This window comes from Cryptosporangium japonicum (assembly GCF_039524755.1).
GTDB lineage: Bacteria > Actinomycetota > Actinomycetes > Mycobacteriales > Cryptosporangiaceae > Cryptosporangium > Cryptosporangium japonicum.
Map to the genome: position 1 here is coordinate 288220 of NZ_BAAAGX010000033.1, position 26082 is coordinate 314301.

A 26082-nucleotide genomic window follows, 5' to 3' on the forward strand; every position below is an offset into this window, starting at 1 on the left:
CGCACGCCACGCCGGACACCGCACCTCACTACGCTGGAAACCGTGCCGCAACAACGGAAACGCGCCACGATCCGCCACGTGGCCGAGGCGACCGGGCTGTCCACCGCCGCGGTCTCCTACGCGTTGCGTGGCCTGCAGACCTCGGAGGAGACCCAGCGGCGGGTGCGCGCGGCCGCCGCCGAGCTCGGGTACGAGGCCGACCCGATCGCCCGTGCGCTGGCCAGCGGCCGCACCGGCACGGTCGGGCTGCTCTGCGGCTCACTCGAGGACCTCTGGCAGCAGTCGCTGGCGGTCGCGATGGGACGCGAGCTGCTCGGCCAGGACCGGTACGCGCTGATCCTGGACGCCGCCGGCGACCCGGCCCGGGAGGCGATCCTCGCCCGGCAGCTGCGGGACCAGCGGGTGGACGCGCTGGTCGTGCAACCGATCGATCCGTCGGCACCGGACTGGGCCGCGCTGGCCACCTCGTTGCCGATCGTCTCGATCGGCGATCCGCTGCGTGGCGTCGAGGGCGGGGAAGTGCTCTTCGACAACCGCACCGGGGTGACGCTGGCGCTGGAGCACCTGGCCGGCCTCGGTCACCGGCACATCGCGGTGCTGACGCCGAACCGTCCGAGCACACCCGATCGCCCGGCGGAGACGCACGTCGGCGTGGAGGCGGCGCGGCTCGGGCTGGACGTCCGCCTGGTGACGTCGCCCCACGCGCTCGCCGGCGCCACCGCCTGCGCGGTCACCGTGCTGGAACCGCCGGACCGGCCCACCGCGGTGTTCTGCTTCGCCGACTCCATCGCCTACGGCGTCTACGCGGCGGCGCGTCAGCTCGGGCTCGAGGTCCCGCGGGACGTGTCGGTGATGGGCTACGACTCGCACCCGATGTCCGCTCTGCTCACCCCGGCGCTGACGACCGTCGACTGGGACCTCGACGGCATCGTGCGCCAGGCGGCGAGCCTGGCCGTCGAGGGGCGCACCGAACACCGCCGATTCGTCCGATCCCCCCGTCTTTGGGTACGTGAATCCACCTCCCTCTAAGCTCGTCGCGTGGGAAGAACTCCGACGGAGCAGCTGCTCGCGCTGTTCGAGCCGCACCGGCTCTCCCCCACCCAGCGGCGCATCGCCCAGCACCTGCTCGACCACCTCGCCGAGGCCGCGTTCCTGTCCAGCGTCGACCTGGCGAGCCGGGTCGGGGTGAGCCAGCCGTCGGTGACCCGGTTCGCGGTCGCGCTCGGCTTCGCCGGCTACCCGGACCTGCAGAAGGCGCTCCGGCCGATCGCGATGCGCGCGGTGGCCGACCGGCCCGACCCCGAGACCGTGCGCCGCAACGAGTTGCAGGCGGCGGTCGACGCGGAGATCCGCAACCTGGAGGCGCTGCGCCAGAGCCTGGTCGACCCGTCGCGGGTCGTGGCGCTGGGGAGGGACCTGGCGGCGTCGGTGCCGCTGACCGTGCTCGGCTCCCGGATCTCGGCGCCGCTGGCGGACTACTTCGGGTACGCGGCCAAGCGCATCCATCCGGACGTGCGCGTGGTGACCTCGGGCGGCAGCGCGGTGTACGACGCGCTGCTGCAGTCGCAGGAGGCCGGCGGCCGCTGGGTGTTCGCGTTCGTGCTGCCCCGCTACGCGGAGGAGACGATCGCCGCGCTGCGCTTCGCCCGGGAGCTCGGCCTGCGCAGCGCGGTGGTCACCGACGCCCCGATCGCGCCGTTCGCCGACGAGGTCGACGTGCTGCTCGCCGCCGGCGTCGGCACGCGCCTGGTGTTCGACTCCTACGCCGGCCCGGTGGCGCTGGCCGCGGTGGTGCTCCAGGCCGTGGCCGACGCCGATCCGGCACGCACGCAGGCGCGGCTGGAGGCGTACGAGGGGATGGCCGAACGAGCCGGGTTCTTCACCGACCGGTAGGTTCTAATCCCAGCGTGTTGATGGGTTGAGTGGGTCACGATTCGACGTCAAAAGATGCGCGCCGAGCGCTGAGCGACAGAGGATGGGGCCCGTGGACGGAAGCGAAAGACAGCGTGTGGATGCACGAGCATCCGTACGCGCTCGCTCCGGACGCGCCCGCGCCCCGGGCCGGTCAACCCTCGAGCCCCGCCAACGCGGGCAACAGGCCGGCGGCGTCCTCCACGTCCTGGTCGAGCGGGCGGTCGTCGAGCCGGTCGGGCAACCGCTCCGCCGCGTATCCGAAGGCCTCGGCCAGCGGGCCGTCGACCGGCGGCGTGCCCCGCATCCGCAGGGCCCGGACGGCCGCGACGAGTTCCGCGGCGAGCACGATCCGGTAGCTGTCCACCGCGTCGAGCGAGTTGCGTGCCGCCTGCGAGGAGAACGGGGCGTGCTCCTCGACCCCCCGGCTGACCACCGCGGTCGCCAGCGCCGTCGGGGTCGCGTTCAAGCGCAGCGCGCCGAGCGCGGAGTGCGCGACGTACTCCAGGATCATCAGGCCGGACGACCCGGGCGGCCCGGATGCGAGGAACGGCGACAGCCCGGTGAACGCCGGCTCCAGCAGCAGGCTCAGGCGGGCGACCGAGAGCGCGGCGGTCTGGTAGAGCGCGTTGCGCATCGCGTCCAGGGCCAGGCCGAGGTACGCGGTGTGGAAGTTCGCGTTGTGCAGCACCCGGCGGCCGACCGAGTCGACGAGCGGGTTCTCCGCGGCGGCGTTCAGCTCGATGCCCATCGTCCGCTCCAGCGCGACGACGGCGTCCAGCGCCGGACCGTGCACCTGCGGCACCGCGCGGTAGCTGTACGGGTCCTGGATGCGCGCGGCCTTGACCGGCTGGCCGGCGAGCAGGTCACGCAGCCGCGCGGCGACGGTCTGCTGGCCGGGGTGCGGCCGGGCCAGGTGGACGACGGCCTCGTACGGTTCGCTGTTGCCGTCGCAGGCCAGGAACGCCAGTGCGGTGATCACTGTGCTGGCCCGGAGCAGCTCCGACAGGTCGGCGCAGGCCAGTGCGGCCTCGCCGATCGAGCCGGCGTTCGAGCTGATGAACGACAGCGCGTCGGCCGGGTCGAACGGCACCGGCGGCATGACCCCGCCGCGCCACGGCACCTCGCCGAGCAGGCAGAGCGCGGTGACGGCGAGCGCGGGCAGGTCACCGGTGCCGATGCCGCCGAACGCGTGCACGGGCGGGGTGAGGCCACGGTTGAGGGCTTCGGCGAGCGCGGTGAGCAGGTGCGGCGCGACGCCGGAACCACCCGCGGCCAGCTGGTTCGCCCGTACCGTCAGCATCGCCCGCACGCTCACCGGGTCGAGCAGCGGACCGGCGCCGCCGGCGTGGCTGCGCAGCAGGCGCAGGCCGTGCGGTTCGTGGTGCGTCACTTCCCTCATCGGCGTCCCGGGCGGCACCACGCTGCCCTCGGGGCCGAGCACGACCGGCCCGGCCGAGCTCTCGTACTCCACCGCGACGAGCCGGTTCGCACCGACGCCGGTCGTGCGGCCGTACACCGGCCGGGCGGCGGTCAGCGCCCGGATCGACTCGTGGGCCGCGCTCGCGCGGGTCAGTCCGTCCTCGTGCACCAGCACGCGGGCGCCGTCCCTCGCCACGCTGCGCACCTGCTCGGCGGTGAGCGCGGCCCCGTCGAGCACGACCTCCGACATCGATGCCCCTTCAACGCTCCATACCGATTTAACAGCGGCTACGCAGAACCTATCTTGACACCATCTTCACGCGGAAGAAGCATGAAGAACTCCATTCACAACTGGGCGGGAGCGCTGAACACCGGGTGATCACCTTCGAGAGCGTCACCAAACAGTTCCCCGACGGGACGGTCGCCGTCGACGACCTCAGCCTCGAGATCCCGGCCGGGAAGATCACCGTGCTGGTCGGCCCGTCCGGCTGCGGCAAGACCACCACGCTGCGGATGATCAACCGGATGATCGACGCCACGTCGGGCACGATCACCGTCGACGGCCAGGACGTGCGCAGCGTGGACCCCCCGACGCTGCGCCGCCGGATCGGCTACGTGATCCAGGCCGGCGGGCTGCTGCCCCACCGGACGATCGTCGACAACATCGCCACCGTGCCGTTCCTGCTCGGGCAGGACAAGAAGCAGGCCAGGGCCCGCGCGATGGAGCTGCTCGAGCGCGTCGGCCTGCCGTCGTCGTTCGCCAAGCGCTACCCGCACCAGCTCTCCGGTGGTCAGCAGCAGCGTGTCGGGGTGGCGCGTGCGCTCGCCGCCGACCCGCCGGTGATGCTGATGGACGAGCCGTTCAGCGCCGTCGACCCGGTCGTGCGCAAGCAGCTGCAGGAGGAGTTCCTCCGGCTGCAGACCGAGCTGCACAAGACGATCGTGCTGGTCACGCACGACATCGACGAGGCCGTGAAGCTCGGGGACCTGGTGTGCGTGCTGGAGGTCGGCGGGCGGATCGGCCAGTTCGACACCCCGGAGCGCCTGCTGGCCTCCCCGTCGGACCAGTTCGTCGAGGAGTTCCTCGGCGACGACCGCGGGGTGCGGCGGCTGTCGTTCGTCGGGTCGGACGGCCTGGCGCTGGACACCGCGCGGGTGGTGACCGCGGCCGGGGTCGCCGACTCGTGGCGGCTGCTGGTGGACGAGTCCGGCAAGCCGTCGGGGTGGCTCGCACCCGGGTCCGACGGTGACCCGCTCCCGGTCGGGCGCGCGTTCGTGGTCGGGAGCGAGTCGCTGCGCTCCGCGCTCGACAGCGCCGTGCTCAACCCCTCCGGCGACGCGATCGCGGTGGACGCCGACGGGAAGGTCGTCGGGCTGGCCGGCCAGGAGCAGATCATGGGCGCGCTGCGCGGACGCCTGCCCTCCGAGGTCGCCTGATGACCTGGGACTGGCGCTGGTCCTGGGTGACCTCGCACTACGACCTGCTCGGTGAGCTGCTCGGCCAGCACCTCTACCTCTCGGTGGTGCCGGTGCTGCTCGGCCTGCTGATCGCGCTGCCGCTGGGCATCCTGTGCGTGCAGGTGCCCCGGCTCTACGCACCGGTGCTCGCGCTCACCAGCTTCTTCTACGCGCTGCCGTCGCTGGCGCTGTTCGTCGTGCTGATCGACTACACCGGCTTCACCGGCTGGACGGTGATCGTGCCGCTGACGATCTACACGCTCTCGGTGCTGGTGCGCAACGTCGTCGACGGGCTGCGGTCGGTGCCCGAGCACGTCAGCCAGGCCGCGACCGCGATGGGCTTCGGCGGGCTTCGCCGGCTGCTCCAGGTGGACCTGCCGGTCGCGATCCCGGTGGTGGTCGCCGGGCTGCGGGTGGCGACGGTCTCGAACATCAGCCTGGTGAGCGTCGGATCGCTGATCGGCATCAGCGGGCTCGGCCAGCTGTTCGTGGACGGCATCCAGCGCAGCTTCATCACGCCGATCATCGTCGGCATCGTGTTGACCGTGATCCTGGCCGTGCTCGCGGACGCGATCCTCGTCGGGCTGCAGTGGCTGCTGACGCCGTGGACCCGTACCGGCCGCTCGGCGAAGCCGGTCTCCACCGACCCCGCGGGGGTGGCGGTGTGAACATCGTTTCGCGAGCGATCAACTGGTTCGGCGAAGCGTCGCAGTGGTCGGGTTCCGACGGGATCCCGGCCCGGGTCGGCGAGCACCTCTACTACTCCGGGCTGTCGCTGCTGATCGCGGCCCTGATCGCGCTGCCGCTCGGGCTCTACGTCGGGCACACCGGGCGCGGCGCGTTCCTCGCCGTGAACTCCGCCGGTGCCGCCCGTGCGCTGCCGACCGTCGGTCTGGTCGGGCTCACCGTCGTGGTGTTCGGCATCGGCCTGACGCCGACGCTGCTGCCGTTGGTCGCGCTGGCGATCCCGCCGATCCTGGTGAACACCTACGCCGGGGTGCGGCAGGTGGACGCGCAGCTGCGTGACGCCGCGAACGGCATGGGGATGACCGGTTCCCAGGTGCTGTTCCAGGTGGAGCTGCCGGTGGCCCTGCCGCTCATCGTCCTGGGCCTGCGCACGGCCGCGGTGCAGATCGTCTCCACCGCGACGATCGCCGCGTACGTGGGCCTCGGTGGCCTGGGCCGCTACATCTTCGACGGCCTGGCCCGCCGGGAGTACGAAGTCATGATCGGCGGCGCCGTGCTCTCGGTGCTGCTCGCGCTCGGAACCGAAGCGCTGTTCGTCGGTATCCAGCGACTCATCGTGTCGCCGGGCGTCCGTCAGCGGGCGCTCGTCAAATAATCGTCGTACCCCGGACCTACCATCACAACCGCCACACCCCGCTGGAAGGGAAACCATGAGAAAGCAAGTCCGCATGTTGTTCGCAGTCGGTAGTGCCGCCGCGCTGCTGGCGCTCACCGCCTGCGGCGGCGGGGACAGCGACTCCGGTGACGACCCGCTGAACCAGCCCGCGAGCAGCAGCGAGGTCGTGGTCGGTTCCGCGAACTTCCCCGAGAACGTGCTGCTGGGCGAGATCTACGCGCAGGCCCTCGAGGCCAAGAAGGTCAAGGTCAAGCGCCAGCTCAACATCGGTGCGCGCGAGGTCATCTACTCGCAGGTCGAGAAGGGCACGCTCACCGTCCTGCCGGAGTACAACGGCGCGCTGCTCGCCTACCTCGACAAGGCGGCGACGGCCACCACCAGCGAGGAGGTCGACGCCGCGCTGAAGACCAAGCTGCCGGAGGGCCTGGAGCTGCTGAACCCGGCCGAGGCCGAGGACAAGGACTCGATCGCGGTCACCAAGGAGACCGCGGACAAGTACAAGCTGAAGTCCCTCGAGGACCTGGCGGCCGTGTCGAAGCAGCTGGTCATCGGCGGCCCGCCGGAGTTCAAGACCCGGGCGCAGGGCATCGTCGGCCTGAAGGACAAGTACGGCGTCGAGTTCAAGGAGTTCAAGTCGCTCGACGTCGCGGGGCCGATCACCGTGTCGGCGCTGAAGAAGGGTGACGTGCAGGCCGCGAACCTGTTCACCACCGACCCGGCGGTGCCGTCGAACGGCTTCGTCGTCCTGGACGACCCGAAGGGGCTGTTCAGCGCGCAGAACGTCACGCCGCTGGTCTACAAGAAGGGCGTGGACGACACCGCGAAGTCCGCGCTGAACGCCGTCTCGGCGAAGCTCGACACGACGACGCTCGCGCAGCTCGTCAAGGAGGTCGTCGCCGACAAGAAGGACGCCGACGTGGTCGCCAAGGAGTGGCTCACGAGCGCCGGCCTGGCGTAACGCACTGACGACGAGGGGGNNCCCCTCGTCATGTCGGGCGGCCCTCCCCGAACCCGGAGCGTCCACCGGTGCTCACCCCGGAGGCGGGCGGTCAGCCGATCGCGTCGAGCTCGGCCACCGCCTCGGGAGACAGCGTCAGCGCGGCGCCGGCGAGGTTCTCACGCAGGTGAGCCACCGACGACGTGCCCGGGATGAGCAGCACGTTCGGCGACCGCTGCAGCAACCACGCCAGCGCCACCGACAGCGGAGTGGTCCCCAGGCCCTCCGCCACCGTCCGGAGGGTGGCCGACTGCAGGGGGTTGAGGCCGCCGAGCGGGAAGTAGGGCACGTACGCGATGCCCTGGCGCGCGGTGTCGGCGATCATCGCGTCGTCGCGTCGGTTGGCGATGTTGTAGAAGTTCTGGACGCACACCACCGGGGCGATCGCCTGCGCTTCGGCGAGTTGTTCGGCGTTGACCGTGCTGAGCCCCAGGTGCCGGATCAGCCCGCGTTCGCGCAGGTCGGCCAGGGCCCCGAACTGCTCGGCGATCGAGCCGGGCTCCGGGGCGTCGAAGCCGCCGACGCGCAGGTTCACCACGTCGAGAGCCTCGAGGCCGAGGCGGCGCAGGTTGTCATGCACCTGCTCGACCAGCTCGGCGGGCGTGCGGGCGTGCGGCCAGCCGCCGGTCTCGTCGCGGCGGGCTCCGACCTTGGTGACGATGTGCACGTCCGCCGGGTAGGGGGCGAGCGCCTCCCGGATGATCTCGTTCGTGACGTGCGGACCGTAGAAGTCGGCCGTGTCGACGTGCGTGACGCCCAGCTCGACGGCGGTGCGCAGCACGGCGACCGCCGCGTCGCGGTCCTTCGGCGGCCCGAAGACGCCGGGGCCGGCCAGCTGCATCGCGCCGTAGCCGAATCGGGTGAGCGTGAGGTCGGCGACCGGGTAGGTGCCGCCGGGAAGGTTCGTCTGTGCCATGACTCGAGGCTGCTCCTCGCCGGTCCGGCCGGTCAGTGTCCCGCTCATCCTGGTAGCGCGGGGACCAGGCACGAGGGTCGGCGCGACCGTACAGTCGACACCATGGCGAACACGCTCGGGGAGTATCTGCGCGCACGCCGCGAGCAGATCGACCCGGTCTCCGCCGGCGTCCGGGTCGTGGGCGTGCGGCGTACGCCCGGGCTCCGCCGGGAGGAGGTCGCCACGCTCGCCGGCGTCAGCGCCGACTACTACCTGCGTCTGGAGCAGGGCCGCGACCGCAACCCGTCGGTGCAGGTGCTGGAGTCGCTGGCCCGGGTGTTCCAGCTCGACGCGACCGCCACGCAGTACCTGCTGAGTCTGTCCACGGCCCGCGCGGCGCCTCGCCGCGCCCACCGCGAGACGGTGCCGATCGGCATCCGGCAGCTCCTCGACGTGATCAACCTGCCGGCCTTCGTGGAGAACCGGATGTTCGAGGTGGTGGCGGCCAACCGCCTGGCCACCGCGGTCTCGCCGAACATCCGCACCGGCGTGAACCGGCTCCGCGCCGTCCTGCTCGACCCCGAGGAGCAGGCCCTGTTCACCGACTGGGAGCAGGCCATCCAGGGCATGGTCGCCGGTTTCCGGGCGTCGGTGGGTACCCAGATCGACGATCCGCCGGTCGTCCGGCTGGTCGAGGAACTGTCCCGGACGAGCCCCGAGTTCCGCCGGTTGTGGGCGCAGCACGACGTCGTCCCGCTGGCCGGTGGTTCGTTCCGGCTGAGCCATCCCCAGGTCGGACCGATGCAGTTGCGACGCGAGAAGCTGCCGCTGCAGGACACGCACGGCCTGATCCTGGCGATCTACCACGCCGAGCCGCACTCCGAGACGGCACGCTCCCTCGAGCTGCTGGGTTCGCTGGCCGCGACGCCGGCCGATGAGCCCCGATGAGCTCAGGGCCACCCCGGTGAGCTCAGGGCCGCCCCGGTGCGGCCGGGAAGCCGGGTTCGCCGGGCTTGATCCTGCAGATCGGTAGCTTGGGGTCGGCCTTGCACAGCGCGTCGACACGTGGATCGCGGTGGGACTTCTTGCCGTTGCTCACGGTGATCCGGATGCTGCTGCGCTTGCTCGCGTAGCTCCCCCCCGACGGATCGGTGCCGGCGACGCGGCCGGCCGGCTGGTCGGAGTCCTCCGCCTGGTAGTTGATCGAGACGTTGAAGCCCGCCGCACGCAACCGGTAGATCGCTCCGTCGGGCGTGTCGCCCTTCACGTCGGGCACCTGGAGCATCGTGCCCCACGACAGGCGCCGGGGTGCCTTGACGAATTGTTTGACCGGCAGCACACGCAACGCGCTCGCGAACGTGTCACGCACGATCTGAACCGGTAGATGGCTGTCGGGCACCGTGTCGTAGTACTTGTCAGGGTTGGCGATGAACGACGCCCCGGCGAGGTTGGGCGTGTACCCCACGAACCAGCCGGCGTTGTTGTCGTCGGTGGTGCCGGTCTTCCCGGCCACCGGCCGGTCGATCGTCCCGCCGACGCTCGCGGCGGTCGGCCCGCCACCGGGGTGCGTGCACGAGATGCCCGACGGCGAGCCGTCCCCGACCGGGCAGCGCGCGGCGTCGTTCGCCGCGTCCGCCACCTGCGGGCTGAAGGCCTGCTTGCACGTGGTGTTCGACAGCAGCAGCGACCGGCCGCCCGGGTCGGTGATCGAGGTGACCGGCGTCGGCTTGCAGTACTTGCCCCGGGCGGCCACGGTCGCGTAGGCGGTCGCCATGTCCAGCGGGGTCACCTGCGCGGTGCCGAGCGTGAACGAGCCCCAGGCCTGGTTGGAGTCGCGTGCCCACTTGATGTTCTTCTGGTCCTTCGAGCCCCGGAACACCACACCGGCCGCCTCCGCCGCGGCGACCGCGGCCTTCACCGTCACCTCCTGCTGCAGCTGGACGAAGTAGGTGTTCGCGGACTCGCCGAAGCCGCTGGAGAGCGTCTGGACGCCGGTCATCCGCCCGTCCGCGTTCTTCGGGCAGTAGTACCGGCCGGTGCGGCAGCCGCCGACGTACTGCGACACGAACTGCCGGGGGGCGTAGAGCGTGTGGCTCAGCGGAATGCCCTGCTGCAGGGCCGCAAGCATGGTGAACATCTTGAACGTCGAGCCCGCCTGGTACCCCGGCGAGATGGTCGAGCCGGTGAGCAGCGGGTTCTCGGTGTACGGGTAGGTCCGGCCCCCCGGGTTCTTCCGGACGCCGTACTTGCGGTTGATCGACATCGCCTGCACCCGGCCGGTGCCGGGCTGCACCAGCACCACCCCGGTCGCGAACCGGCTGTTCGGGCTGAGCGCCCGGTTGACCTGCCGCTGGGCCGCCGCCTGCATCCGCACGTCGACCGAGGAGACGATCCGGTAGCCGCCCCGCCGCAACGCCGCCAGCCGCTCGGTCGTGGACTTGCCGAACGTCGGGTTGGCCTGCCACCAGTCGAGGAACCAGCCGCAGAAGAACCCGAAACCGGCCTTGCTGTACTCGCAGGACTGCGCGTTCTCCTTCGGACGTAACCCGATCGGCGACTTGTTCGCGGCCGCGGCCTCGTCCGCGCTGATGTACTTCATCTTCACCATCTGACGCAGCACGTACGCGCGCCGCGCGAGCGCCGGACGCTGACCGGCCTCGTCCTTGCCGACCGGGTTGTACTGCGTCGGGTTCTGCGCGAGGCCGGCGATCAGCGCGGACTCGGCCAGCGTCAACTCGGCCGGCGCCTTGCTGAAGTAGAGCGCGGCGGCGGTGTTGATGCCGAACCCGCCGTTGCCGAAGTAGGTGATGTTCAGATAGTTCTCCAAGATCTCGTTCTTGGAGATCCCTTTCTCCAGCGCCACCGCGTAGCGGATCTCGCGCAGTTTCCGGCCGGCGGTGTCCTCGGTGGCGGCGCGTAACTCGGCCGGGTTCGAGGCGCTGTACTTCAGCACCGACCGGACGTACTGCTGGGTGAGCGTCGATGCACCCTGCGCGAGCTCACCCGAGGTCTGGTTACGCACCAGCGCCCGGACGATTCCGCGCGCGTCCACCCCGTTGTGCTCGTAGAACCGGATGTCCTCGGCGGCGACGATCGCCTGCCGCATGACCGGCGCGATGTCGTTCAGTTCGACGTTCTTCCGGTTCTCCTCGAAGAACTGCGCCAGCACGGTCTTGCCGTCGCTGGCCAGCAACGTCGACGTGGACGGCAGCGGCGGGATCCGGATCTCGGTCGGCAGGTCGCGGAACGAGTCCGAAGCGGACTTCGCGGTCAGGCCGGAGACCCCCACCACCGGGAACGCGACCGCCGCCAGTACGACGCCGGCCAGCACCCCGCACACGATCAGCGTGAGGACGTTGGCCAGCCTGCGATCGCGGCTCGGTTCCACAGCGTCACTGTATGGACGGCCGACCGGCGTCGGCGCTGGTTAATGGAGGTTTTAGACGACCGGTTGACCGGATTTCCACACCGCCGCGATCAGCGGGACCCCGGGGCGGTACGCCAGATAGACCGGATCGGGGGCGTCGAGCAGAATTGCGTCCGCTTTTGCCCCGATTCCCAGGTGGCCGACGTCGGTGCGACGCAGTGCCGCGGCCCCTCCTCGCGTCACGGCCCGGAGCGCCTCGGAGGGCGTCAGGTGCATCTCGCGGACGGCGAGCGCCACGCAGAACGGGATGCTCGACGTGAAGCAGGAGCCGGGGTTGCAGTCGGTGGCGACCGCGACCGTCACGTTCGCGTCGAGCAGGCGCCGGGCGTCCGGGTAGGGCGAGCGGGTGGAGAACTCGACCCCGGGCAGCAGCGTCGCGACGGTGTCGCTGCCGGCGAGCGCGTCGACGTCGGCGTCGGACAGGTGCGTGCAGTGGTCGGCCGAGGCGGCTCCGAACTCGACGGCCAGTTGCACGCCGGGGCCCGGCCCCAGCTGGTTGGCGTGGACGCGCGGGATCAGCCCCCGCCCGACGCCGGCGGCGAGCACCGCGCGGGCGGCGTCGCCGTCGAACGCGCCGCGCTCGCAGAAGACGTCGACCCACGTGGCGTGCGGGGCGCACTGCTCCAGCATCTCGCCGGTGACCAGCGCGAGGTAGTCGGCGGGATCGGTGTCCGGTGCGACGACGTGCGCGCCGAGGTAGGTGGTCTCCTCGGTGACCTCGCGGGCGAGCCGGAGCGAGCGGGCCTCGTCGTGGACGGTCAGTCCGTAGCCGGACTTGATCTCCAGCGTGGTGCTGCCCTGGCGGTGGGCCTGGGTGACCAGCGTGCGCAGCCGGTGCCGGAGCTCGTCGTCGGACGCGGCGCGGGTGGCGGCGACCGTGGTGCGGATGCCGCCGGCCGCGTAGGGGGTGCCGGCCATGCGGGCGGCGAACTCGGCCGAGCGGTCACCGGCGAAGACGAGGTGGTTGTGGCTGTCGACGAAGCCCGGGATCACCGCCCGGGACCCGGCGTCGACCTCGGTGTCGGCGGGCGGTGCCTGGTTCGTGGGGCCGACCCAGGCGACCTGGCCGCGGTCGAACACCAGGGCGGCGTCGTGGCGGGTGCCGAGGTCGGGGTCCTGGGTGACGAGCATCCCGATGTTGCGGACGACGGTGCTCACGCGAGGGCCCTGGCCAGTTCGCGGCCGGCGTCGACGGTGGCGTGGACGCCGTCGGTGACCACGGCGCGGCCGTCGACGATCACCGAAGCCACGTCGGCCCCGCCGGCGGCGAAGACCGCGGTCTCGGCGGCGGTGGCCGGGGTGAAACCCGCGGTGCGGATCGTGTCGGTGCGGATCGTCACCAGGTCGGCGCGGGCGCCCACCTCGAGCGCACCCGCGTCGGGCCAGCCGAGGGAGTCGTGCGCGAAGGCCGTGCGCAGCAGCTCGGCGGCGCGCCAGTGGCCGCGTTCGCGCGTCCGGAGACGTTCGTCGAGCTCCACCGCGCGGGCCTCCTCGAACAGATCGATCACGGCGTGGCTGTCGCTGCCCAGCGAGACCGGGGAGCCGGCCTCGAACAGCGTGCGGATCGGGCCGATGCCGTCGGCCAGATCGCGTTCGGTGGTGGGGCACGCGCAGGCGACGGTGCGGGTGGCGCCGAGCAGCGCGATGTCGGCGGGGGTGAGGTGGGTGGCGTGCACCGCGGTCGTGCGCGGGCCCAGCGCGCCGGCGTCGGCGAGCAGGCGGGTCGGGGTGACGCCGTGCGCGGCGAGGCAGGCCTCGTTCTCGGCCGGTTGCTCGGAGAGGTGGACGTGCAGCGGCGCCCCGGTCGCCGCGGCCCACTCGACGACCGGCCCGATCTGCTCCCGGGGCACACCGCGCACCGAGTGCAGCGCCGCCCCGATCCGCACGTGCCCCCCGTCGGGCCGGAGCGCCGAGACGCGTTCGGCCCACCGCTCAGCGGTGGTGTCGCCGAAGCGGAGCTGGACGTCCTCGAGCGGACGGTCGAACCCGCCGGTCAGGTAGCAGGTGTCCAGCAGCGTGACGCGGATGCCCGCGTCGGCGGCCGCGGCGATCAGCGCCTCGCCCATCGCGTTCGGGTCGGCGTACGGTGCGCCGCCGGGCGCGTGGTGGACGTAGTGGAACTCACCGACGCACGTGATGCCGGTCAGCACCATCTCGGTGTAGACCGCGCGGGCCAGCGCGTGGTAGCGGTCCGGGGTGAGCGTCGCGGCCAGCGCGTACATCTGCTCGCGCCAGGTCCAGAACGTGCCGCGGTCGGCCTGGGTACGTCCACGCAGGCCGCGGTGGAAGGCGTGCGAGTGCGCGTTCGCCAGCCCGGGCAGCGTCAGCCCGGCCAGCCGCACCACCCCCGGGGAGGGTTCGACCGGGGTGGACACGGCGGTGATTCGACCGTCGGTGACCTCGATGAGCACTCCGGAGGCCACCCCGGAGGGCAGCCACGCGTGCTCGGCCCAGTAGCGCTCGGTCACCGGGTGGCCAGGTGTTCCAGCACGGTGGTCAGCGCCTCGACGCCGAGCACGCAGTCGTCGGGGGTCGCGAACTCGCCCGGGGCGTGGGACACGCCGGTCGGGTTGCGGACGAACAGCATCGCGGTCGGCACGTGCGCCGAGAGCACCCCGGCGTCGTGCCCGGCCCCGGTGGGCAGGACGGGTGCCCCGCCGACGAGCGCGGACAGTTCGTCGCGCAGGTCGGCGTTGAACTCGACCACCGGCGTCGTCGACTCCGGCGTGACGGTCACCTTCACCCCGTCGCGGTCACCCCGCTCGGCCGCGAGCGTCGTCACCGCCTCGACGACCCGCTCGAGCGACGCCGAGTCCGGCGCCCGCGAATCGAGCCACGCACGCACCAGCGACGCGATCGCGTTCGTGCCGTTCGGTTCCACCGAGACCCGGCCGAACGTCGCCAGCGCCCCGGCGAGCGCGGCCTGTTCACGTGCGCCGAGCACGGTCGAGGCGAACGTCAGCATCGGGTCGCGGCGGTCGGCCAGCCGGGTGGTGCCGGCGTGGTTGGCCTCACCGGCGAACTCGAACCGCCAGCGCCCGTGCGGCCAGATCGCGCTCGCGACCCCCACCGGCGATCCGGACTCCACGAGCCCGCGCCCCTGCTCCACGTGCAGCTCGACGAACGTGCCGATCAGACCGAGCCGCGCCGGGTCGGCCCCGATGCCCGAGGCGTCGAGCCCGGCCGCGTCCATCGCCGCGGCCCAGGTGACCCCGGCGGGGTCACGCAGCTCGCGCGCCCGGTCCGGGGACACCGCGCCGGTCAGCAACCGCGACCCGAGGCACGGCAACCCGAACCGCGCCCCCTCCTCCTCGACGAAGTTCACCACGGCCAGCGGCCGCGAGAGCGTCGTCCCGCGCGCTCTCAGCGCGCCCACCGCCGCCAGCGACGACACCACCCCGAGCGGACCGTCGAACGCTCCCCCGTCGGGCACCGAGTCCAGATGCGACCCGGTCACCACGGCGTCCGGCCCCGGCGCACCCCACCAGGCCCACTGGTTGCCGTTGCGGTCGACCTCCACGGACAGGCCCAGCGACGCCGCCGTGGACGCGAACCACTCCCGGCCGGACACGTCGTCCGGCGTCCACGAGAAGCGCCGGTACCCGCCGGTGTCGGCCGCCCGGCCGATCGGCAGCAGCTCCCGCCAGAGCTCGTCGAAGCCGGTCAAGAACCCTCCCGCATCGGAATCCGCACCCCGCGCGCGGCGGCGACCTCGCCTGCGTCGTCGTACCCGGCGTCGACGTGGCGGATGACGCCCATGCCGGGGTCGTTCGTCAACACCCGCTCGATCTTCTGCCCGGCCAGCGCGGTGCCGTCGGCGACCGTCACCTGCCCGGCGTGGATCGAGCGTCCGATCCCGACCCCGCCGCCGTGGTGGATCGACACCCACGACGCGCCCGACGCGGTGTTGACCAGCGCGTTCAGCAGCGGCCAGTCGGCGATCGCGTCGGAGCCGTCGGCCATCGCCTCGGTCTCCCGGTACGGCGACGCCACGCTGCCGCAGTCGAGGTGGTCCCGTCCGATCACGATCGGCGCGGACACCGCCCCGGACGCGACCATCTCGTTGAACCGGACGCCGGCCTTGTCCCGCTCGCCGTAGCCGAGCCAGCAGATCCGGGCCGGGAGCCCCTGGAACGCGACCTTGTCCTGGGCGGCGCGGATCCAGCGGTGCAGGTGGTCGTGGTCGGGAAACAGGTCGAGCACGGCCTGGTCGGTGGCGTGGATGTCGCGCGGGTCACCGGAGAGGGCGGCCCAGCGGAACGGGCCCTTGCCCTCGCTGAACAGCGGCCGGATGTAGGCGGGGACGAAGCCGGGGAACGCGAACGCGCGGTCGTAGCCGCCCTGCCGGGCCTCGTCGCGGATCGAGTTGCCGTAGTCGAACACCTCGGCGCCGGCGTCGAGGAAGCCGACCATCGCCTCGACGTGCTTGGCCATCGACGCCCTGGCCCGTGCGGTGAAGTCGGCCGGGTCCTTCTCGGCGCGCTCCGCCCAGTCCGCGAGGTCGATGCCTTCCGGCAGGTAGGAGAGCGGGTCGTGGGCGGAGGTCTGGTCGGTCACCACATCCACGTCGACGCCACGGCGCAGCAGTTCGGGCAGCACCGTCGCGCAGTTGCCCTCCACGCCGATCGACAACGCCCGGCGGTCCTTCTTCGCCTCGAGCGCGCGTTCGATCGCCGCGTCCAGCGACGGGGCGACCTCGTCGAGGTACCGCTGCTCCACCCGGCGGTGCAGGCGGGCCGGGTCGACGTCGATCACCAGGGCCACACCGCCGTTGAGCGTCACGGCCAGCGGCTGGGCGCCGCCCATGCCGCCGCAGCCGCCGGTCACCGTGAGCGTCCCGGCCAGCGTGCCGCCGAACTTGCGTTCCGCCACCGCGGCGAACGTCTCGTACGTGCCCTGGAGGATGCCCTGCGTGCCGATGTAGATCCAGCTGCCCGCGGTCATCTGGCCGTACATCGTGAGCCCGAGCTGCTCGAGGCGGCGGAACTCGGGCCAGGTGGCCCAGTCGCCGACGAGGTTCGAGTTGGCCAGCAGCACCCGCGGCGCCCACTCGTGGGTGCGCATCACGCCGACCGGCTTGCCCGACTGGACGAGCATCGTCTCGTCGTCCTTGAGCGTGGTGAGCGTGCGCACCATCGCGTCGAAGCTGGCCCAGTTGCGTGCCGCGCGGCCGGTGCCGCCGTAGACGACGAGGTCGTCGGGGCGTTCGGCCACCTCGGGGTCGAGGTTGTTCATGAGCATGCGCAGCGGGGCTTCGGTCTGCCAGCTCCCCGCGGTCAGCGAGGTTCCGCGCGCCGCGCGTACGGGTCGTGCGCCGTCCATCAGGCGCTCCTTTCGCAGGGTGGTCAGGCCAGTGGGCCGGTGGTCGATTCGGCGGCGGCGATCGCGGCTCCGCTCGCGACCAGCGCGACGGCGGACTCGATCTCCGGGGCCAGGTAGCGGTCGGGGCCGGGGCCGGGTGCGGACTCGCGCAGGCGGGTGACGACCGCCGCGGTGGCCGGGGCCGGGGTGAGCGGGGCACGCAGGTCGAGGGCGCGCGCGGCGGTGAGCAGCTCGATCGCGAGTACGCGGGTCAGGCCGTCGATCGCGCGCCGGAGCTTCCGCGCGGCCGACCACCCCATCGAGACGTGGTCCTCCTGCATCGCCGACGACGGGATCGAGTCCACCGAGGCCGGCGCGGCCAGCCGCTTGAGCTCGGACACCACCGCGGCCTGGGTGTACTGCGCGATCATGTAGCCGCTGTCGACCCCGGCGTCGTGCGACAGGAACGGCGGCAGGCCGTGGCTGCGGGCCACGTCGAGCATGCGGTCGGTGCGCCGCTCGGACATCGACGCGACGTCGGCGACCGCGATCGCGAGGAAGTCGAGCACGTACCCGACCGGCGCGCCGTGGAAGTTGCCGTTGCTCTCGACCCGGCCGTCGACGGTCACGACCGGGTTGTCGACCGCGCTCGCCAGCTCCCGCGACGCCACCGACTCGGCGTGCGCGAGCGTGTCCCGCGCCGCACCGTGCACCTGGGGCGCGCACCGCAGCGAGTAGGCGTCCTGCACCCGCGTGCAGGCGTGCGGGTCGCGGTGGCTGGCCATGATTCCCGACGACGCGAGCACCGAGCGCAGGTTCGACGCGCTCGCCGCCTGTCCCGGGTGCGGGCGCAGGGCCTGCAGGTCGGCGGCGAACACCGCGTCGGTGCCGAGCAGCGCCTCGACGCTCATCGCCGCGGTGAGGTCGGCGGTGCGCAGCAGGCGGCGCAGGTCGGCGGCGGCCAGGAGCAGCTGGCCGAGCATGCCGTCGGTGCCGTTGATCAGCGCCAGCCCCTCCTTCTCGCGCAGGGCGATCGGGGCGAGGCCGGCGGCCTCCAGCGCCTCGGCGGCGGGGCGGCGCTCCCCCAGCGCGTCGGTCACGAGCCCTTCGCCGGTCAGCGCGAGCGCGCAGTGCGCGAGCGGCGCGAGGTCACCGGAGCAGCCCAGCGAGCCGTACTCGTGGACGACCGGCGTGATGCCGGCGTCGAGCATCCCCGCGTACGCCCGCGCGGTGGAGAGCCGGACGCCGGTGCGCCCGGTGGCCAGCGTGGCCAGGCGCAGCAGCATCAGCGCGCGCACCACCTCGCGCTCCACCTCGGGGCCGGACCCGGCGGCGTGCGAGCGGATCAGGCTGTGCTGGAGCGCGACCCGGCGGTCGACCGGGATGTGCCGGGTGGCCAGCGCGCCGAAGCCGGTGGAGACGCCGTAGTGCGGGGTGTCGTCGTCGGCCAGGGCCTCGATCACCCGGGCGCTCGCCTCGATCGCGCGTTCCGCCTCCGGCGCCAGTGCCACCGGGGCGTCGTCCCGTGCCACCGCCACCACGTCGTCCGGGTCGAGAGGACCCTTTCCCACCAGTACCGCGTCACCCATGCCGTCCATGGGACACCACCGCGGTTGCCGGACGACAGCGCCACGCGAGCGGTGTCGTCTGGTATCCCAGACGTTATGGCCGAGGTCCCCGCTGCTGCTCAGGTGCTGGCGATCCTGCGGTATTTCGCGCGGCAAGCCGGGCCGGTCGGGGCCGCCGCGATCACCCGCGACCTGCAACTCCCCCGGTCGACGACCTACCACCTGCTCTCGACGCTGATCGAGGCCGGGTTCGTGGTGCACCTGCCGGAGGAGCGGCGGTACGCGCTCGGGGTCAGCGCCTACGAGCTCGGCACCGGCTACACCCGCCAGGCACCGCTGCAGCGGCTCGCCCGGGTGCCGCTCGCCACGCTCGTCGACCGGCTCGGGCAGAGCGCGCACCTGGCCGTGCTGCACGGCCGGGAGGTGATCTACGTGATCGAGGAACGGGCTCCCGGCCGCCCGCCGCTCGTCACCGACGTGGGTGTCCGCCTGCCCGCGCAGCTCACCGCGAGCGGCCGGGCGATGCTGGCGGTGCTGCCGAAGCCCGCGGTGCGTGCGCTCTTCCCGGACGCGAGCGCGTTCGTCCGGCGGCACGAGCTCGGCCCCACGAACTACGCCGAGCTGCGACGGCTGCTCACCGCGGTGACCAAGGCCGGGTACGCGACCGAGAACGGCGAGGTCACGCCGGGTTTCGCGTCGGTGGCGGCCCCGGTGACCGACCACGCCGGCCACCCGGTCGCGGCGGTCGCGGTCACGTTCGGAGTCGCCGAGGGTGATCCCGACGCACTGGCCGACGCCGTGCGCCGCACCGCCGCCGAGATCGCCCGCCGGGTCGGCGGCACCCCACCGGCCTGAGCAGCACCGGCCGCGGAGCCGGCCGCCGGACCGGCCACGCGACCGCCCCCGGAATCGACCCCGGAATCGGTCGGTGTCAGTGGAGGCGGACCGGGAGCCGGTCGAGGCCGCGGATCAGCGTCGACGGGCGCCAGGTCAGCGTGGACGGGTCGGCGTCGAGCGTGAGCGACGGGAAGCGCGAGAGCAGGGCCGTGAACGCCACCTCACCCTCCAACCGGGCCAGTGGCGCGCCGAGACAGTGGTGGATGCCGTGGCCGAACGCCAGATGGCTGGTCGCGGGCCGGCGCACGTCCAGCGAATCGGCGTCCGGCCAGCGCTCGGGATCGCGGTTGGCCGACGTCAACGAGACGAGCACGACCTCGCCGGCCGGGATCGACACCCCGCCGATGACCGTGGGCGACGCGGTGAACCGCAGCGTGGCCAGGTGCACGGGCCCGTCCCAGCGCAGGAACTCCTCGATCGCGCCCGGCACCAGCGCGGGGTCCGCGCGCAGCGCCTCGAACTGCACCGGGTCGCGCAGCAGCGCGTACATCCCGGTGCCGATCAGGTTGACGGTGGTCTCGTGCCCGGCGATCAGCAGCAGGAACGCCATCGAGATCGCCTCGTTGCGCGAGAGCTGGTCGCGGTCGGCCGAGGCGGCCACGATCGCGCCGAGCATGTCGTCGGTCGGGTGGTCCCGGCGTTCGTCGACGAGTGCGGTCAGGTACCCCGCGAGGGAGCGCGCGGCCGCGGTGTGCGCCTCCATGTCCGCCGACTGCAACAGCGTGTTCGACCAGTTCCGGAAGTCGTCGCGGTCGTCCATCGAGACCCCGAGCAGTTCGCAGATCACGGTGATCGGCAGCGGGAACGCGTACGTGTCGAGCAGGTCGACGCGGTCGGGACCGGCCTCCATCGTGTCCAGCAGCGACGCCGCGATCTCCTCGATGCGCGGGCGCAGCGCGGCGATCGCCCGGCCGGTGAACGCCTTGCCGACCAGCTTGCGCAGCCGGGTGTGGTCGGGCGGGTCGGCGGCGAGCATGTGCGAGTTGATCGCGTCCTTGAGCTCGTGCCGCGGTATCGGCCCGTACTTGGCCTCGGCCAGCGCGTGGAACTCGGCGTTGTCCTTGTGCAGCGCCGGGTCGGCGAGGGCCGCCCGCGCGTCGGCGTACCGGGTGACCAGCCAGACCTCGTTGCCCAGCGGAGTGATCACTCTGGACGTGGGGCGTCGTTCGCGGATCCAGGAGTAGTCGGCGTGCGGATCGGTGAAGAATTCGGTGCCGAGTCGCAGGACCTCCATGAATCCACGGTACCGACCGGTGGATCCCTCGCGGCCCGGGAAACGTCCAAGGATCATGATCAGACTCGCGCTGGTGCTCGTCGCCGTCTCGCTGCTCGCCGCCTGCGCCGCCGAGCCGCCGCTCGCCGCCCGCGGCTCGGAGGACCGCGGAGTGGCCCGCGCCGACGCGGCCCACCCGCTGGTCGGCACGGTGTTCCGCTCCACCGGGGTCACCGAGGGTGGCGCCGACCGGCCCCTCGTCGACGGCACGCGGATCGAGCTGCGGTTCACCGCCGACGGCGCGCTCGGCGTCCGGGCCGGCTGCAACCGGATGAGCGGCCCGGTGACGATCGGGGACGACAGCCTGCGCGTCGGTGATCTGCAGACCACCGACATGGGCTGCGACCAGCCGCGGATGGACCAGGACGCCTGGTTCGCCGGGGTGCTGAGGGCCGGCCCGGCCTGGCGCCTCGACGACGACACGCTCACGCTCACCACCGAACGGACGGAGATCCGGTTCACGATGCAGACCTCACCGCCGCTCGTCGGCACCCGCTGGAACGTCACCGGCCTCGTCGAGGGCGAGACCGTCGCGAGCCTGCCGCCGGACGTCGAGGCGTACCTCGAGTTCGACGGCACCACGGTGACCGGCAACGCCGGCTGCAACCGGATCAGCGGCCCGGCGCGGCCCGGCTCCGGCGCGATCGTGTTCGGTCCGGTCGTCGCCACGAAGATGGCCTGCGGCGGCGGCCGCGACACCACCGAGCGGGCGGTGCTGCGCGTGCTCGGCGCCGGCACCGTCCGGATGGTCGTCGACGACACGCTCCGCCTCACCGCACCCGACGGCAGCGGGCTGGTGCTGCAGAGCGCCTGAGTGTGCATTTCTACGTGGAGCGCGGGCCCCGCCGGGCGCAACCTGGTACCGGCGGGGCACGCCGACACGACTGAGAGCACCACGATGTTCGGACACCGCAAGCACACCATCGCCGCAGCCGACCGGGAGCACGGCGCCGCCGTCCTGGCCTGGACCGACGGGGACCTCGACGAGGCCGAGCGAGCCGCCCGTACCGCACTCAAGCTGCGCGAACGCGCCAGCAAGGAGGACACGCCGTCGATCGCGGCGGACGCGAAGACGCTCGCCGACGTCCTCGCCGCCCGGGACGCCAGGGCCGAGGCCAACGCGCTCTACCAGCGGGCGCTCGCCGTCTACCGCCGGTACGGCCGGCAGTACGACGCCGCGCTCTGCCTGCGCGGGCTGGGCCGCCTGCACGCCGACACCGAGCCGGCGGTGAGCCGGCAGCGGCTGCTCCACGCGCTCTGGATCAAGCGGGCGCTGCTCGGCGGCATCCACCCGGAGGTCGCCGAGCTGCTGGAGGACCTGGCGGCACTGCCCGCCGCGACCACCGCCCCGCAGCGCTAAGAACACGACACCTGTCGCCGATAAGGCCCTGAGGAGCCATTTACGCGAAGGATGTCATGAATTCCACGTTTCGCCCGCTGATCGCCGCCCTCAAGAAGCGCGGTGCCGATCCCGTGGCCCTGGCCAAGGCAGCGGCGGAGGCGGAACGGACCGGACGCTCGATCCGCGGCATCCTGATCAACAACAACGTCGTCACCGAGGCCGAGCTGACCGCGGCCGCCGCCGACGTCTACGGCATGAACAGCGTCGACCTGGTCGGGTACCCGATCGATCCGGTCGCGATGGCGAAGATCCCGATCGCGCTGGTCGTCCGGCACCGGGTTCTCGGGCTCGCGCTGGACGGCAACGAGATCACGGTCGCGATCACCGACCCGAGCGACATCGTCGCGCTGGACGACGTCCGCGCGGCCACCGGCATGGTCGTCCGGCCGGTCATGGTCGCCCGCAGCGAGCTGCGCAAGCTCATCGCCAAGTTGCAGCGCGAGGAGAACGACCTCGCCGACCTGGCCGAGAACCTGCGGCCGGAGGCGCCCACGCCGGCCAGCGTCTCCAGCCTGACCAGCAGCGACCAGGACGCGCCGATCGTGCGCTACGTCAACTCGATGATCGGCCAGGCGATCCAGAACCGCGCCTCCGACCTGCACCTGGAGCCGGGCGAGAACGAGATGCGGATCCGCTTCCGCATCGACGGCGTCCTGCACGAGATCGACACCGTGCCGCACAACGTCCAGGCCGCGCTGGTGTCGCGCCTGAAGATCATGTCCGGCGTCGACATCACCGAGAAGCGGGTGCCGCAGAACGGCCGCATCACGGTCGAGATCAACGACCGCACGGTCGACCTCCGTACCGCGACCCTCCCGACCGTCTGGGGCGAGAAGGTCGTGCTCCGGGTGCTCGACACCGGCAGCGGCATGCAGATCGACCTGAGCTCGGTGGGGTTCACCGAGACCAACCTGAAGCGGTACTCCACCGCGTTCTCCAAGCCGCACGGGATGGTGCTGGTCACCGGCCCCACCGGTTCCGGCAAGTCGACGACGCTCTACGGCACGCTCGCGGAGATCAGCAAGCCGACCGTCAACATCATCACGGTCGAGGACCCGGTCGAGTACCGGCTGCCCGGCGTCAACCAGGTCCAGGTGAACCTCAAGGCCGGCCTGACGTTCGCCGCGGTGCTCCCGGCCATCCTGCGGTCCGACCCCGACGTCGTGCTGATCGGTGAGATCCGGGACCGGGTCACCGCCCAGCTCGCGGTGGAGGCCGCGCTGACCGGTCACCTCGTGCTCTCGACGCTGCACACCAACGACGCCCCCAGCGCGGTGACCCGGCTGATCGAGATGGGCATCGAGCCGTTCCTCGTCGGCTCGTCGGTCGACTGCGTGGTCGCCCAGCGGCTGGCCCGCCGGCTCTGCGACTGGTGCAAAGAGGAGTACGAGCCGACCGAGACCGAGCTGAAGGGCTCCGACTGGCCGGTCGAGGACCTGGGCCTGCCGAAGTCGCTGTGGAAGCCGGTGGGGTGCCGCAACTGCAGCGGCACCGGGTTCCGCAGCCGGGTCGCGATCCACGAGGTGCTGCCGATCTCCGACGAGATCGAACGGATGGCCGTGAACCGGGCGTCCGCGCGGGAGATCCGCGAGGTCGCCTGGGCCGAAGGCATGCGTGACCTGCGCATCGACGGCCTGCGCAAGGCGTCCACCGGCCTGACCTCGGTCAAAGAGGTACTCCGGGTCGCCATCTGAACTCCTCAGCTCGGTGCGGGCACCGCCGATCAAGGTCGGGGGATCCACGCGATCGAGGGGGCACCTGGTGTCGGAACCCGGCGGGAATCTGTGGCAGAGCTGGGCGCTGGACGGCACCGGCGCGGCCCGCAAAACTCTCGACGCGATGCTGCGGGCGCTCGTCGAGCACCGCGGGTCCGATCTGCACCTGACCGCGGGCGCACCGCCGACCGGACGGATCAACGGCTCGCTGCGCTCGCTGCCGGACTACGAACCGCTGTCGCCGGTGGAGACCACCGGGCTGGCCAGGGCGGCCACCGACGAGGTGCAGTGGGCCCGGTTCGAGCGGGAACACGAGCTCGACCTCGCGTACAGCGTCGAGGGCTCGTCGCGGTTCCGCGTCAACCTGTACCTCCAGCGCGGGTCCTGCGCGGCCGCGTTCCGGGCCATCCCGCACGAGATCAAGCCGCTCGAGGAACTCGGCGTGCCCGACTCGGTCGCGCGGTTCGCCCAGCTCCCCCGGGGTCTGGTGCTGGTGACCGGCCCCACCGGCTCGGGCAAGACCACCACGCTCGCGGCCCTGGTGGACCTGGCGAACCGGACCCGGTCGTCGCACATCGTCACGATCGAGGACCCGATCGAGTTTCTCCACATGCACCGGCGCAGCCTGGTCAACCAGCGTGAGGTGGGCGGGGACACCAACTCGTTCTCGATCGCGCTGAAGCACGCGCTGCGCCAGGACCCGGACATCATCCTGGTCGGCGAGCTCCGCGACCTGGAGACCGCGTCCACCGCGCTCACCGCGGCCGAGACCGGCCACCTGGTGCTGGCGACGCTGCACACGCAGAGCGCGATCCAGACCGTCGACCGGCTGATCGACATCTTCCCGCCGCACCAGCAGCCGCAGATCCGCACCCAGCTCTCGGCCGCGCTGCAGGGTGTGATCAGCCAGGCGCTGGCCCCCCGCGCGGACGGCCAGGGCCGCACGATCATCACCGAGATCATGACGCTCACCCCGGCGATCCGGAACCTGATCCGCGAGGGCAAGAACCACCAGATCGCGACGTTCCTGCAGGCCGGGTCGGCCGACGGGATGCTCTCGTTCGACCAGCACCTGGCCGAACGCACCCGGCACCAGATCATTACGTTCGAACAAGGGCTCAACCTCTGCCACTCGGCCGAGGAGTACAGCCGGTTGGCCGGCCGGCGATGACCGCGATGCTCAGCGACCCCAGCCGGGGCAGCGCGAACAAGATCTTCGAGTACCAGAGCGTCGACACCAGCGGGAAGCGCACCCGTGGGAAAGTCACCGCGCCCAACTCCGGGGTCGCGGTCCAGATCCTGCGCCAGCAGGGTGTGGTCCCGCTCTCGGTGACCCCGGCCGGCACCGGGCTCAAGACCGAGATCAGCCTGCCCGGGCTCGGCAGCCGGACCACACTGCGTGACCTGTCGGTCTTCTCCCGGCAGTTCGCGACGATGACCTCGTCCGGCATGTCGCTGCTGCGCTGCCTCTCGGTACTGGAGGAACAGACCTCACGGGCGTCGCTGCGCAAGGCGCTGACCGAGGTCCGCGTCGACGTGGAGGGCGGCACGCCGCTGTCGGACGCACTCGGGCGGCACCCGAAGGTGTTCCCGACGCTGATGGTCGCGCTGGTACGTGCCGGCGAGACCGGCGGTTTCCTCGACAGCGCGCTCGAGCGCGTCGCGGTCAACTTCGAGAAGGACGACGCCCTGCGCGGCAAGATCAAGGGCGCGCTCACCTACCCGGTGATCGTGCTGGCGTTCGCGCTCCTGATGGTCGCCGGCGTCCTGATCTTCATCGTGCCGGTGTTCGAGAACATGTTCCGCCAGCTCGGCGGCACGCTCCCGGCCCCGACCCAGGTCATCGTGACCGCGAGCCACTCGCTGGTCTGGTCCGGGCCGCTGGCCGTCAGCCTGATCGTCGTCGGCACGGTCGTCGTCAAACGGCTGCTCGCCACCCGGCCCGGGTTCCGGCTGGCGTTCGACCGGCTCAAGCTGCGGATGCCGGTCGTCGGCAAGCTCGTGAGCAAGATCGCGATCAGCCGGTTCACGCGCAACCTCGGCACGCTGCTCGGCGCCGGCGTCCCGGTGCTGCAGGCGCTCTCCGTGGTCGGCGCCACCACCGGCAGCGCGGTCATCACCACGGCGTTGCTCGACGTGGAGCGGGGCGTGCGCGACGGCGCCCCGATGTCGAGCCGGATCAGCCAGCACCCGGTGTTCCCGCAGATGGTCGCCCAGATGATCGAGGTCGGCGAAGAAAGCGGACAAATTAGTCAGATGTTGGATAAGATCGCCGATTTTTACGATCGCGAGGTGGATACGGCCGCGGAAGCGCTCACGGCCTCCATCGAACCGATCATGGTGCTCCTGATGGGGGTCATCGTCGGCGCGATGGTCATCTGCCTCTACCTACCGATGTTCACGATCTACCAGAACATCCAAGGCGCTCAGTAACCCTTGTCCACAGGAGACCT

The 26082-nt window shown here is 72.0% G+C and carries 22 protein-coding genes; 13 read left to right on the plus strand and 9 right to left on the minus strand.

Translation table 11 applies throughout. The features are described 5' to 3' along the window. The first annotated feature begins 42 nt into the window (after positions 1-42). Together ABD437_RS36950 and ABD437_RS36955 are read left to right on the plus strand one after the other, a co-directional pair. Positions 43-1029, plus strand: a complete 987-nt coding sequence (locus tag ABD437_RS36950) for a LacI family DNA-binding transcriptional regulator (RefSeq protein ID WP_344653611.1) — start codon at positions 43-45, stop codon at positions 1027-1029. Positions 1030-1038: 9 nt separating this feature from the next. Further along, positions 1039-1893 carry a MurR/RpiR family transcriptional regulator gene (locus tag ABD437_RS36955; RefSeq protein ID WP_344653612.1) on the plus strand — a complete coding sequence of 285 codons (855 nt, stop codon included), beginning with the start codon at positions 1039-1041 and terminating at the stop codon, positions 1891-1893. Between the two features lie 172 nt (positions 1894-2065). Here ABD437_RS36955 and ABD437_RS36960 read toward each other — a convergent pair whose 3' ends face one another. Beyond that, on the minus strand, positions 2066-3583 hold the full coding sequence (locus ABD437_RS36960) for an aromatic amino acid ammonia-lyase (protein ID WP_344653613.1): 1518 nt from the start codon (positions 3581-3583) through the stop codon (positions 2066-2068). A gap of 125 nt (positions 3584-3708) precedes the next feature. On the opposite strand from ABD437_RS36960, the gene ABD437_RS36965 reads away from it, so the two are divergent. From ABD437_RS36965 to ABD437_RS36980, 4 genes are all read left to right on the plus strand, one after another. Further along, a complete protein-coding gene (locus ABD437_RS36965) occupies positions 3709-4770 on the plus strand; it encodes an ABC transporter ATP-binding protein (protein WP_344653614.1) in 1062 nt (353 codons plus the stop codon). Further along, on the plus strand, positions 4770-5459 hold the full coding sequence (locus ABD437_RS36970) for an ABC transporter permease (protein WP_344653615.1): 690 nt from the start codon (positions 4770-4772) through the stop codon (positions 5457-5459). The genes ABD437_RS36965 and ABD437_RS36970 overlap by 1 nt, the downstream gene beginning before the upstream one ends. Then, complete coding sequence (locus ABD437_RS36975) at positions 5456-6133, plus strand: ABC transporter permease (RefSeq protein ID WP_344653616.1); 678 nt, start codon at positions 5456-5458, stop codon at positions 6131-6133. The genes ABD437_RS36970 and ABD437_RS36975 overlap by 4 nt, the downstream gene beginning before the upstream one ends. Before the next feature lie 73 nt (positions 6134-6206). Then, on the plus strand, positions 6207-7112 hold the full coding sequence (locus ABD437_RS36980; RefSeq protein WP_344653617.1) for an ABC transporter substrate-binding protein: 906 nt from the start codon (positions 6207-6209) through the stop codon (positions 7110-7112). 91 nt (positions 7113-7203) lie between these two features. On the opposite strand, the gene ABD437_RS36985 is transcribed toward ABD437_RS36980, so the two are convergent. Next, positions 7204-8067 (minus strand): oxidoreductase, encoded by an 864-nt coding sequence (locus ABD437_RS36985; RefSeq protein ID WP_344653618.1) that lies wholly within the window; start codon positions 8065-8067, stop codon positions 7204-7206. A gap of 102 nt (positions 8068-8169) precedes the next feature. Between ABD437_RS36985 and ABD437_RS36990 the strand changes: the two genes are divergently transcribed. Beyond that, entirely contained in the window at positions 8170-8994 is an 825-nt protein-coding gene (locus ABD437_RS36990; RefSeq protein ID WP_344653619.1) for a helix-turn-helix transcriptional regulator, read from the plus strand. A gap of 22 nt (positions 8995-9016) precedes the next feature. Here the strand turns inward: ABD437_RS36990 and ABD437_RS36995 are convergent, their stop codons facing one another. Genes ABD437_RS36995 through hutH form a run of 6 tightly spaced genes read right to left on the minus strand, consistent with a single transcriptional unit; the run spans position 9017 to position 18372 of the window. Beyond that, complete coding sequence (locus ABD437_RS36995; protein WP_344653620.1) at positions 9017-11434, minus strand: penicillin-binding protein; 2418 nt, start codon at positions 11432-11434, stop codon at positions 9017-9019. Between the two features lie 51 nt (positions 11435-11485). After that, entirely contained in the window at positions 11486-12631 is a 1146-nt protein-coding gene (hutI, locus tag ABD437_RS37000; RefSeq protein ID WP_344653621.1) for an imidazolonepropionase, read from the minus strand. Further along, the gene (locus ABD437_RS37005) at positions 12628-13941 is read right to left on the minus strand and encodes a formimidoylglutamate deiminase (protein ID WP_344653622.1); all 1314 of its coding nucleotides are present in this window, start codon (positions 13939-13941) and stop codon (positions 12628-12630) included. Before ABD437_RS37005 ends, hutI begins: the two co-directional genes overlap by 4 nt. Further along, positions 13938-15140 carry an allantoate amidohydrolase gene (locus tag ABD437_RS37010; protein ID WP_344653623.1) on the minus strand — a complete coding sequence of 401 codons (1203 nt, stop codon included), beginning with the start codon at positions 15138-15140 and terminating at the stop codon, positions 13938-13940. Before ABD437_RS37010 ends, ABD437_RS37005 begins: the two co-directional genes overlap by 4 nt. After that, the gene (gene hutU / locus ABD437_RS37015) at positions 15137-16795 is read right to left on the minus strand and encodes a urocanate hydratase (protein WP_344653624.1); all 1659 of its coding nucleotides are present in this window, start codon (positions 16793-16795) and stop codon (positions 15137-15139) included. The genes ABD437_RS37010 and hutU overlap by 4 nt, the downstream gene beginning before the upstream one ends. Before the next feature lie 23 nt (positions 16796-16818). Continuing rightward, a complete protein-coding gene (gene hutH, locus ABD437_RS37020) occupies positions 16819-18372 on the minus strand; it encodes a histidine ammonia-lyase (RefSeq protein ID WP_425558324.1) in 1554 nt (517 codons plus the stop codon). A 66-nt stretch (positions 18373-18438) separates the two neighbouring features. Here hutH and ABD437_RS37025 point away from each other — a divergent pair, with 66 nt between their 5' ends. Continuing rightward, positions 18439-19197: an IclR family transcriptional regulator gene (locus tag ABD437_RS37025; protein ID WP_344653626.1), complete on the plus strand. Its 759-nt coding sequence runs from the start codon at positions 18439-18441 to the stop codon at positions 19195-19197. Positions 19198-19273: 76 nt separating this feature from the next. Here ABD437_RS37025 and ABD437_RS37030 read toward each other — a convergent pair whose 3' ends face one another. Then, a complete protein-coding gene (locus ABD437_RS37030) occupies positions 19274-20473 on the minus strand; it encodes a cytochrome P450 family protein (protein ID WP_344653627.1) in 1200 nt (399 codons plus the stop codon). Between the two features lie 55 nt (positions 20474-20528). Between ABD437_RS37030 and ABD437_RS37035 the strand changes: the two genes are divergently transcribed. From ABD437_RS37035 to ABD437_RS37055, 5 genes are all read left to right on the plus strand, one after another. Further along, on the plus strand, positions 20529-21326 hold the full coding sequence (locus tag ABD437_RS37035; RefSeq protein WP_344653628.1) for an META domain-containing protein: 798 nt from the start codon (positions 20529-20531) through the stop codon (positions 21324-21326). 84 nt (positions 21327-21410) lie between these two features. Next, positions 21411-21872 (plus strand): tetratricopeptide repeat protein, encoded by a 462-nt coding sequence (locus tag ABD437_RS37040; RefSeq protein ID WP_344653629.1) that lies wholly within the window; start codon positions 21411-21413, stop codon positions 21870-21872. 56 nt (positions 21873-21928) lie between these two features. Next, positions 21929-23608, plus strand: a complete 1680-nt coding sequence (locus tag ABD437_RS37045; protein WP_344653630.1) for a GspE/PulE family protein — start codon at positions 21929-21931, stop codon at positions 23606-23608. A 145-nt stretch (positions 23609-23753) separates the two neighbouring features. Next, positions 23754-24800 carry a type IV pilus twitching motility protein PilT gene (locus ABD437_RS37050; protein ID WP_344653714.1) on the plus strand — a complete coding sequence of 349 codons (1047 nt, stop codon included), beginning with the start codon at positions 23754-23756 and terminating at the stop codon, positions 24798-24800. Further along, positions 24797-26062: a type II secretion system F family protein gene (locus ABD437_RS37055; protein WP_344653631.1), complete on the plus strand. Its 1266-nt coding sequence runs from the start codon at positions 24797-24799 to the stop codon at positions 26060-26062. Before ABD437_RS37050 ends, ABD437_RS37055 begins: the two co-directional genes overlap by 4 nt. Positions 26063-26082: the final 20 nt, after the last annotated feature.

Coding starts and splice junctions, on each gene's coding strand:
- ABD437_RS36960 (WP_344653613.1), bottom strand. CDS start 3,583: ATGTCGGAGGTCGTGCTCGACGGGGCCGCGCTCACCGCCGAGCAGGTG.
- ABD437_RS36970 (WP_344653615.1), top strand. CDS start 4,770: ATGACCTGGGACTGGCGCTGGTCCTGGGTGACCTCGCACTACGACCTG.
- ABD437_RS36980 (WP_344653617.1), top strand. CDS start 6,207: ATGTTGTTCGCAGTCGGTAGTGCCGCCGCGCTGCTGGCGCTCACCGCC.
- ABD437_RS36985 (WP_344653618.1), bottom strand. CDS start 8,067: ATGGCACAGACGAACCTTCCCGGCGGCACCTACCCGGTCGCCGACCTC.
- ABD437_RS36990 (WP_344653619.1), top strand. CDS start 8,170: ATGGCGAACACGCTCGGGGAGTATCTGCGCGCACGCCGCGAGCAGATC.
- hutU (WP_344653624.1), bottom strand. CDS start 16,795: ATGGACGGCGCACGACCCGTACGCGCGGCGCGCGGAACCTCGCTGACC.
- hutH (WP_425558324.1), bottom strand. CDS start 18,372: ATGGACGGCATGGGTGACGCGGTACTGGTGGGAAAGGGTCCTCTCGAC.
- ABD437_RS37025 (WP_344653626.1), top strand. CDS start 18,439: ATGGCCGAGGTCCCCGCTGCTGCTCAGGTGCTGGCGATCCTGCGGTAT.
- ABD437_RS37030 (WP_344653627.1), bottom strand. CDS start 20,473: ATGGAGGTCCTGCGACTCGGCACCGAATTCTTCACCGATCCGCACGCC.
- ABD437_RS37035 (WP_344653628.1), top strand. CDS start 20,529: ATGATCAGACTCGCGCTGGTGCTCGTCGCCGTCTCGCTGCTCGCCGCC.
- ABD437_RS37040 (WP_344653629.1), top strand. CDS start 21,411: ATGTTCGGACACCGCAAGCACACCATCGCCGCAGCCGACCGGGAGCAC.
- ABD437_RS37045 (WP_344653630.1), top strand. CDS start 21,929: ATGAATTCCACGTTTCGCCCGCTGATCGCCGCCCTCAAGAAGCGCGGT.
- ABD437_RS37050 (WP_344653714.1), top strand. CDS start 23,754: ATGCTGCGGGCGCTCGTCGAGCACCGCGGGTCCGATCTGCACCTGACC.
- ABD437_RS37055 (WP_344653631.1), top strand. CDS start 24,797: ATGACCGCGATGCTCAGCGACCCCAGCCGGGGCAGCGCGAACAAGATC.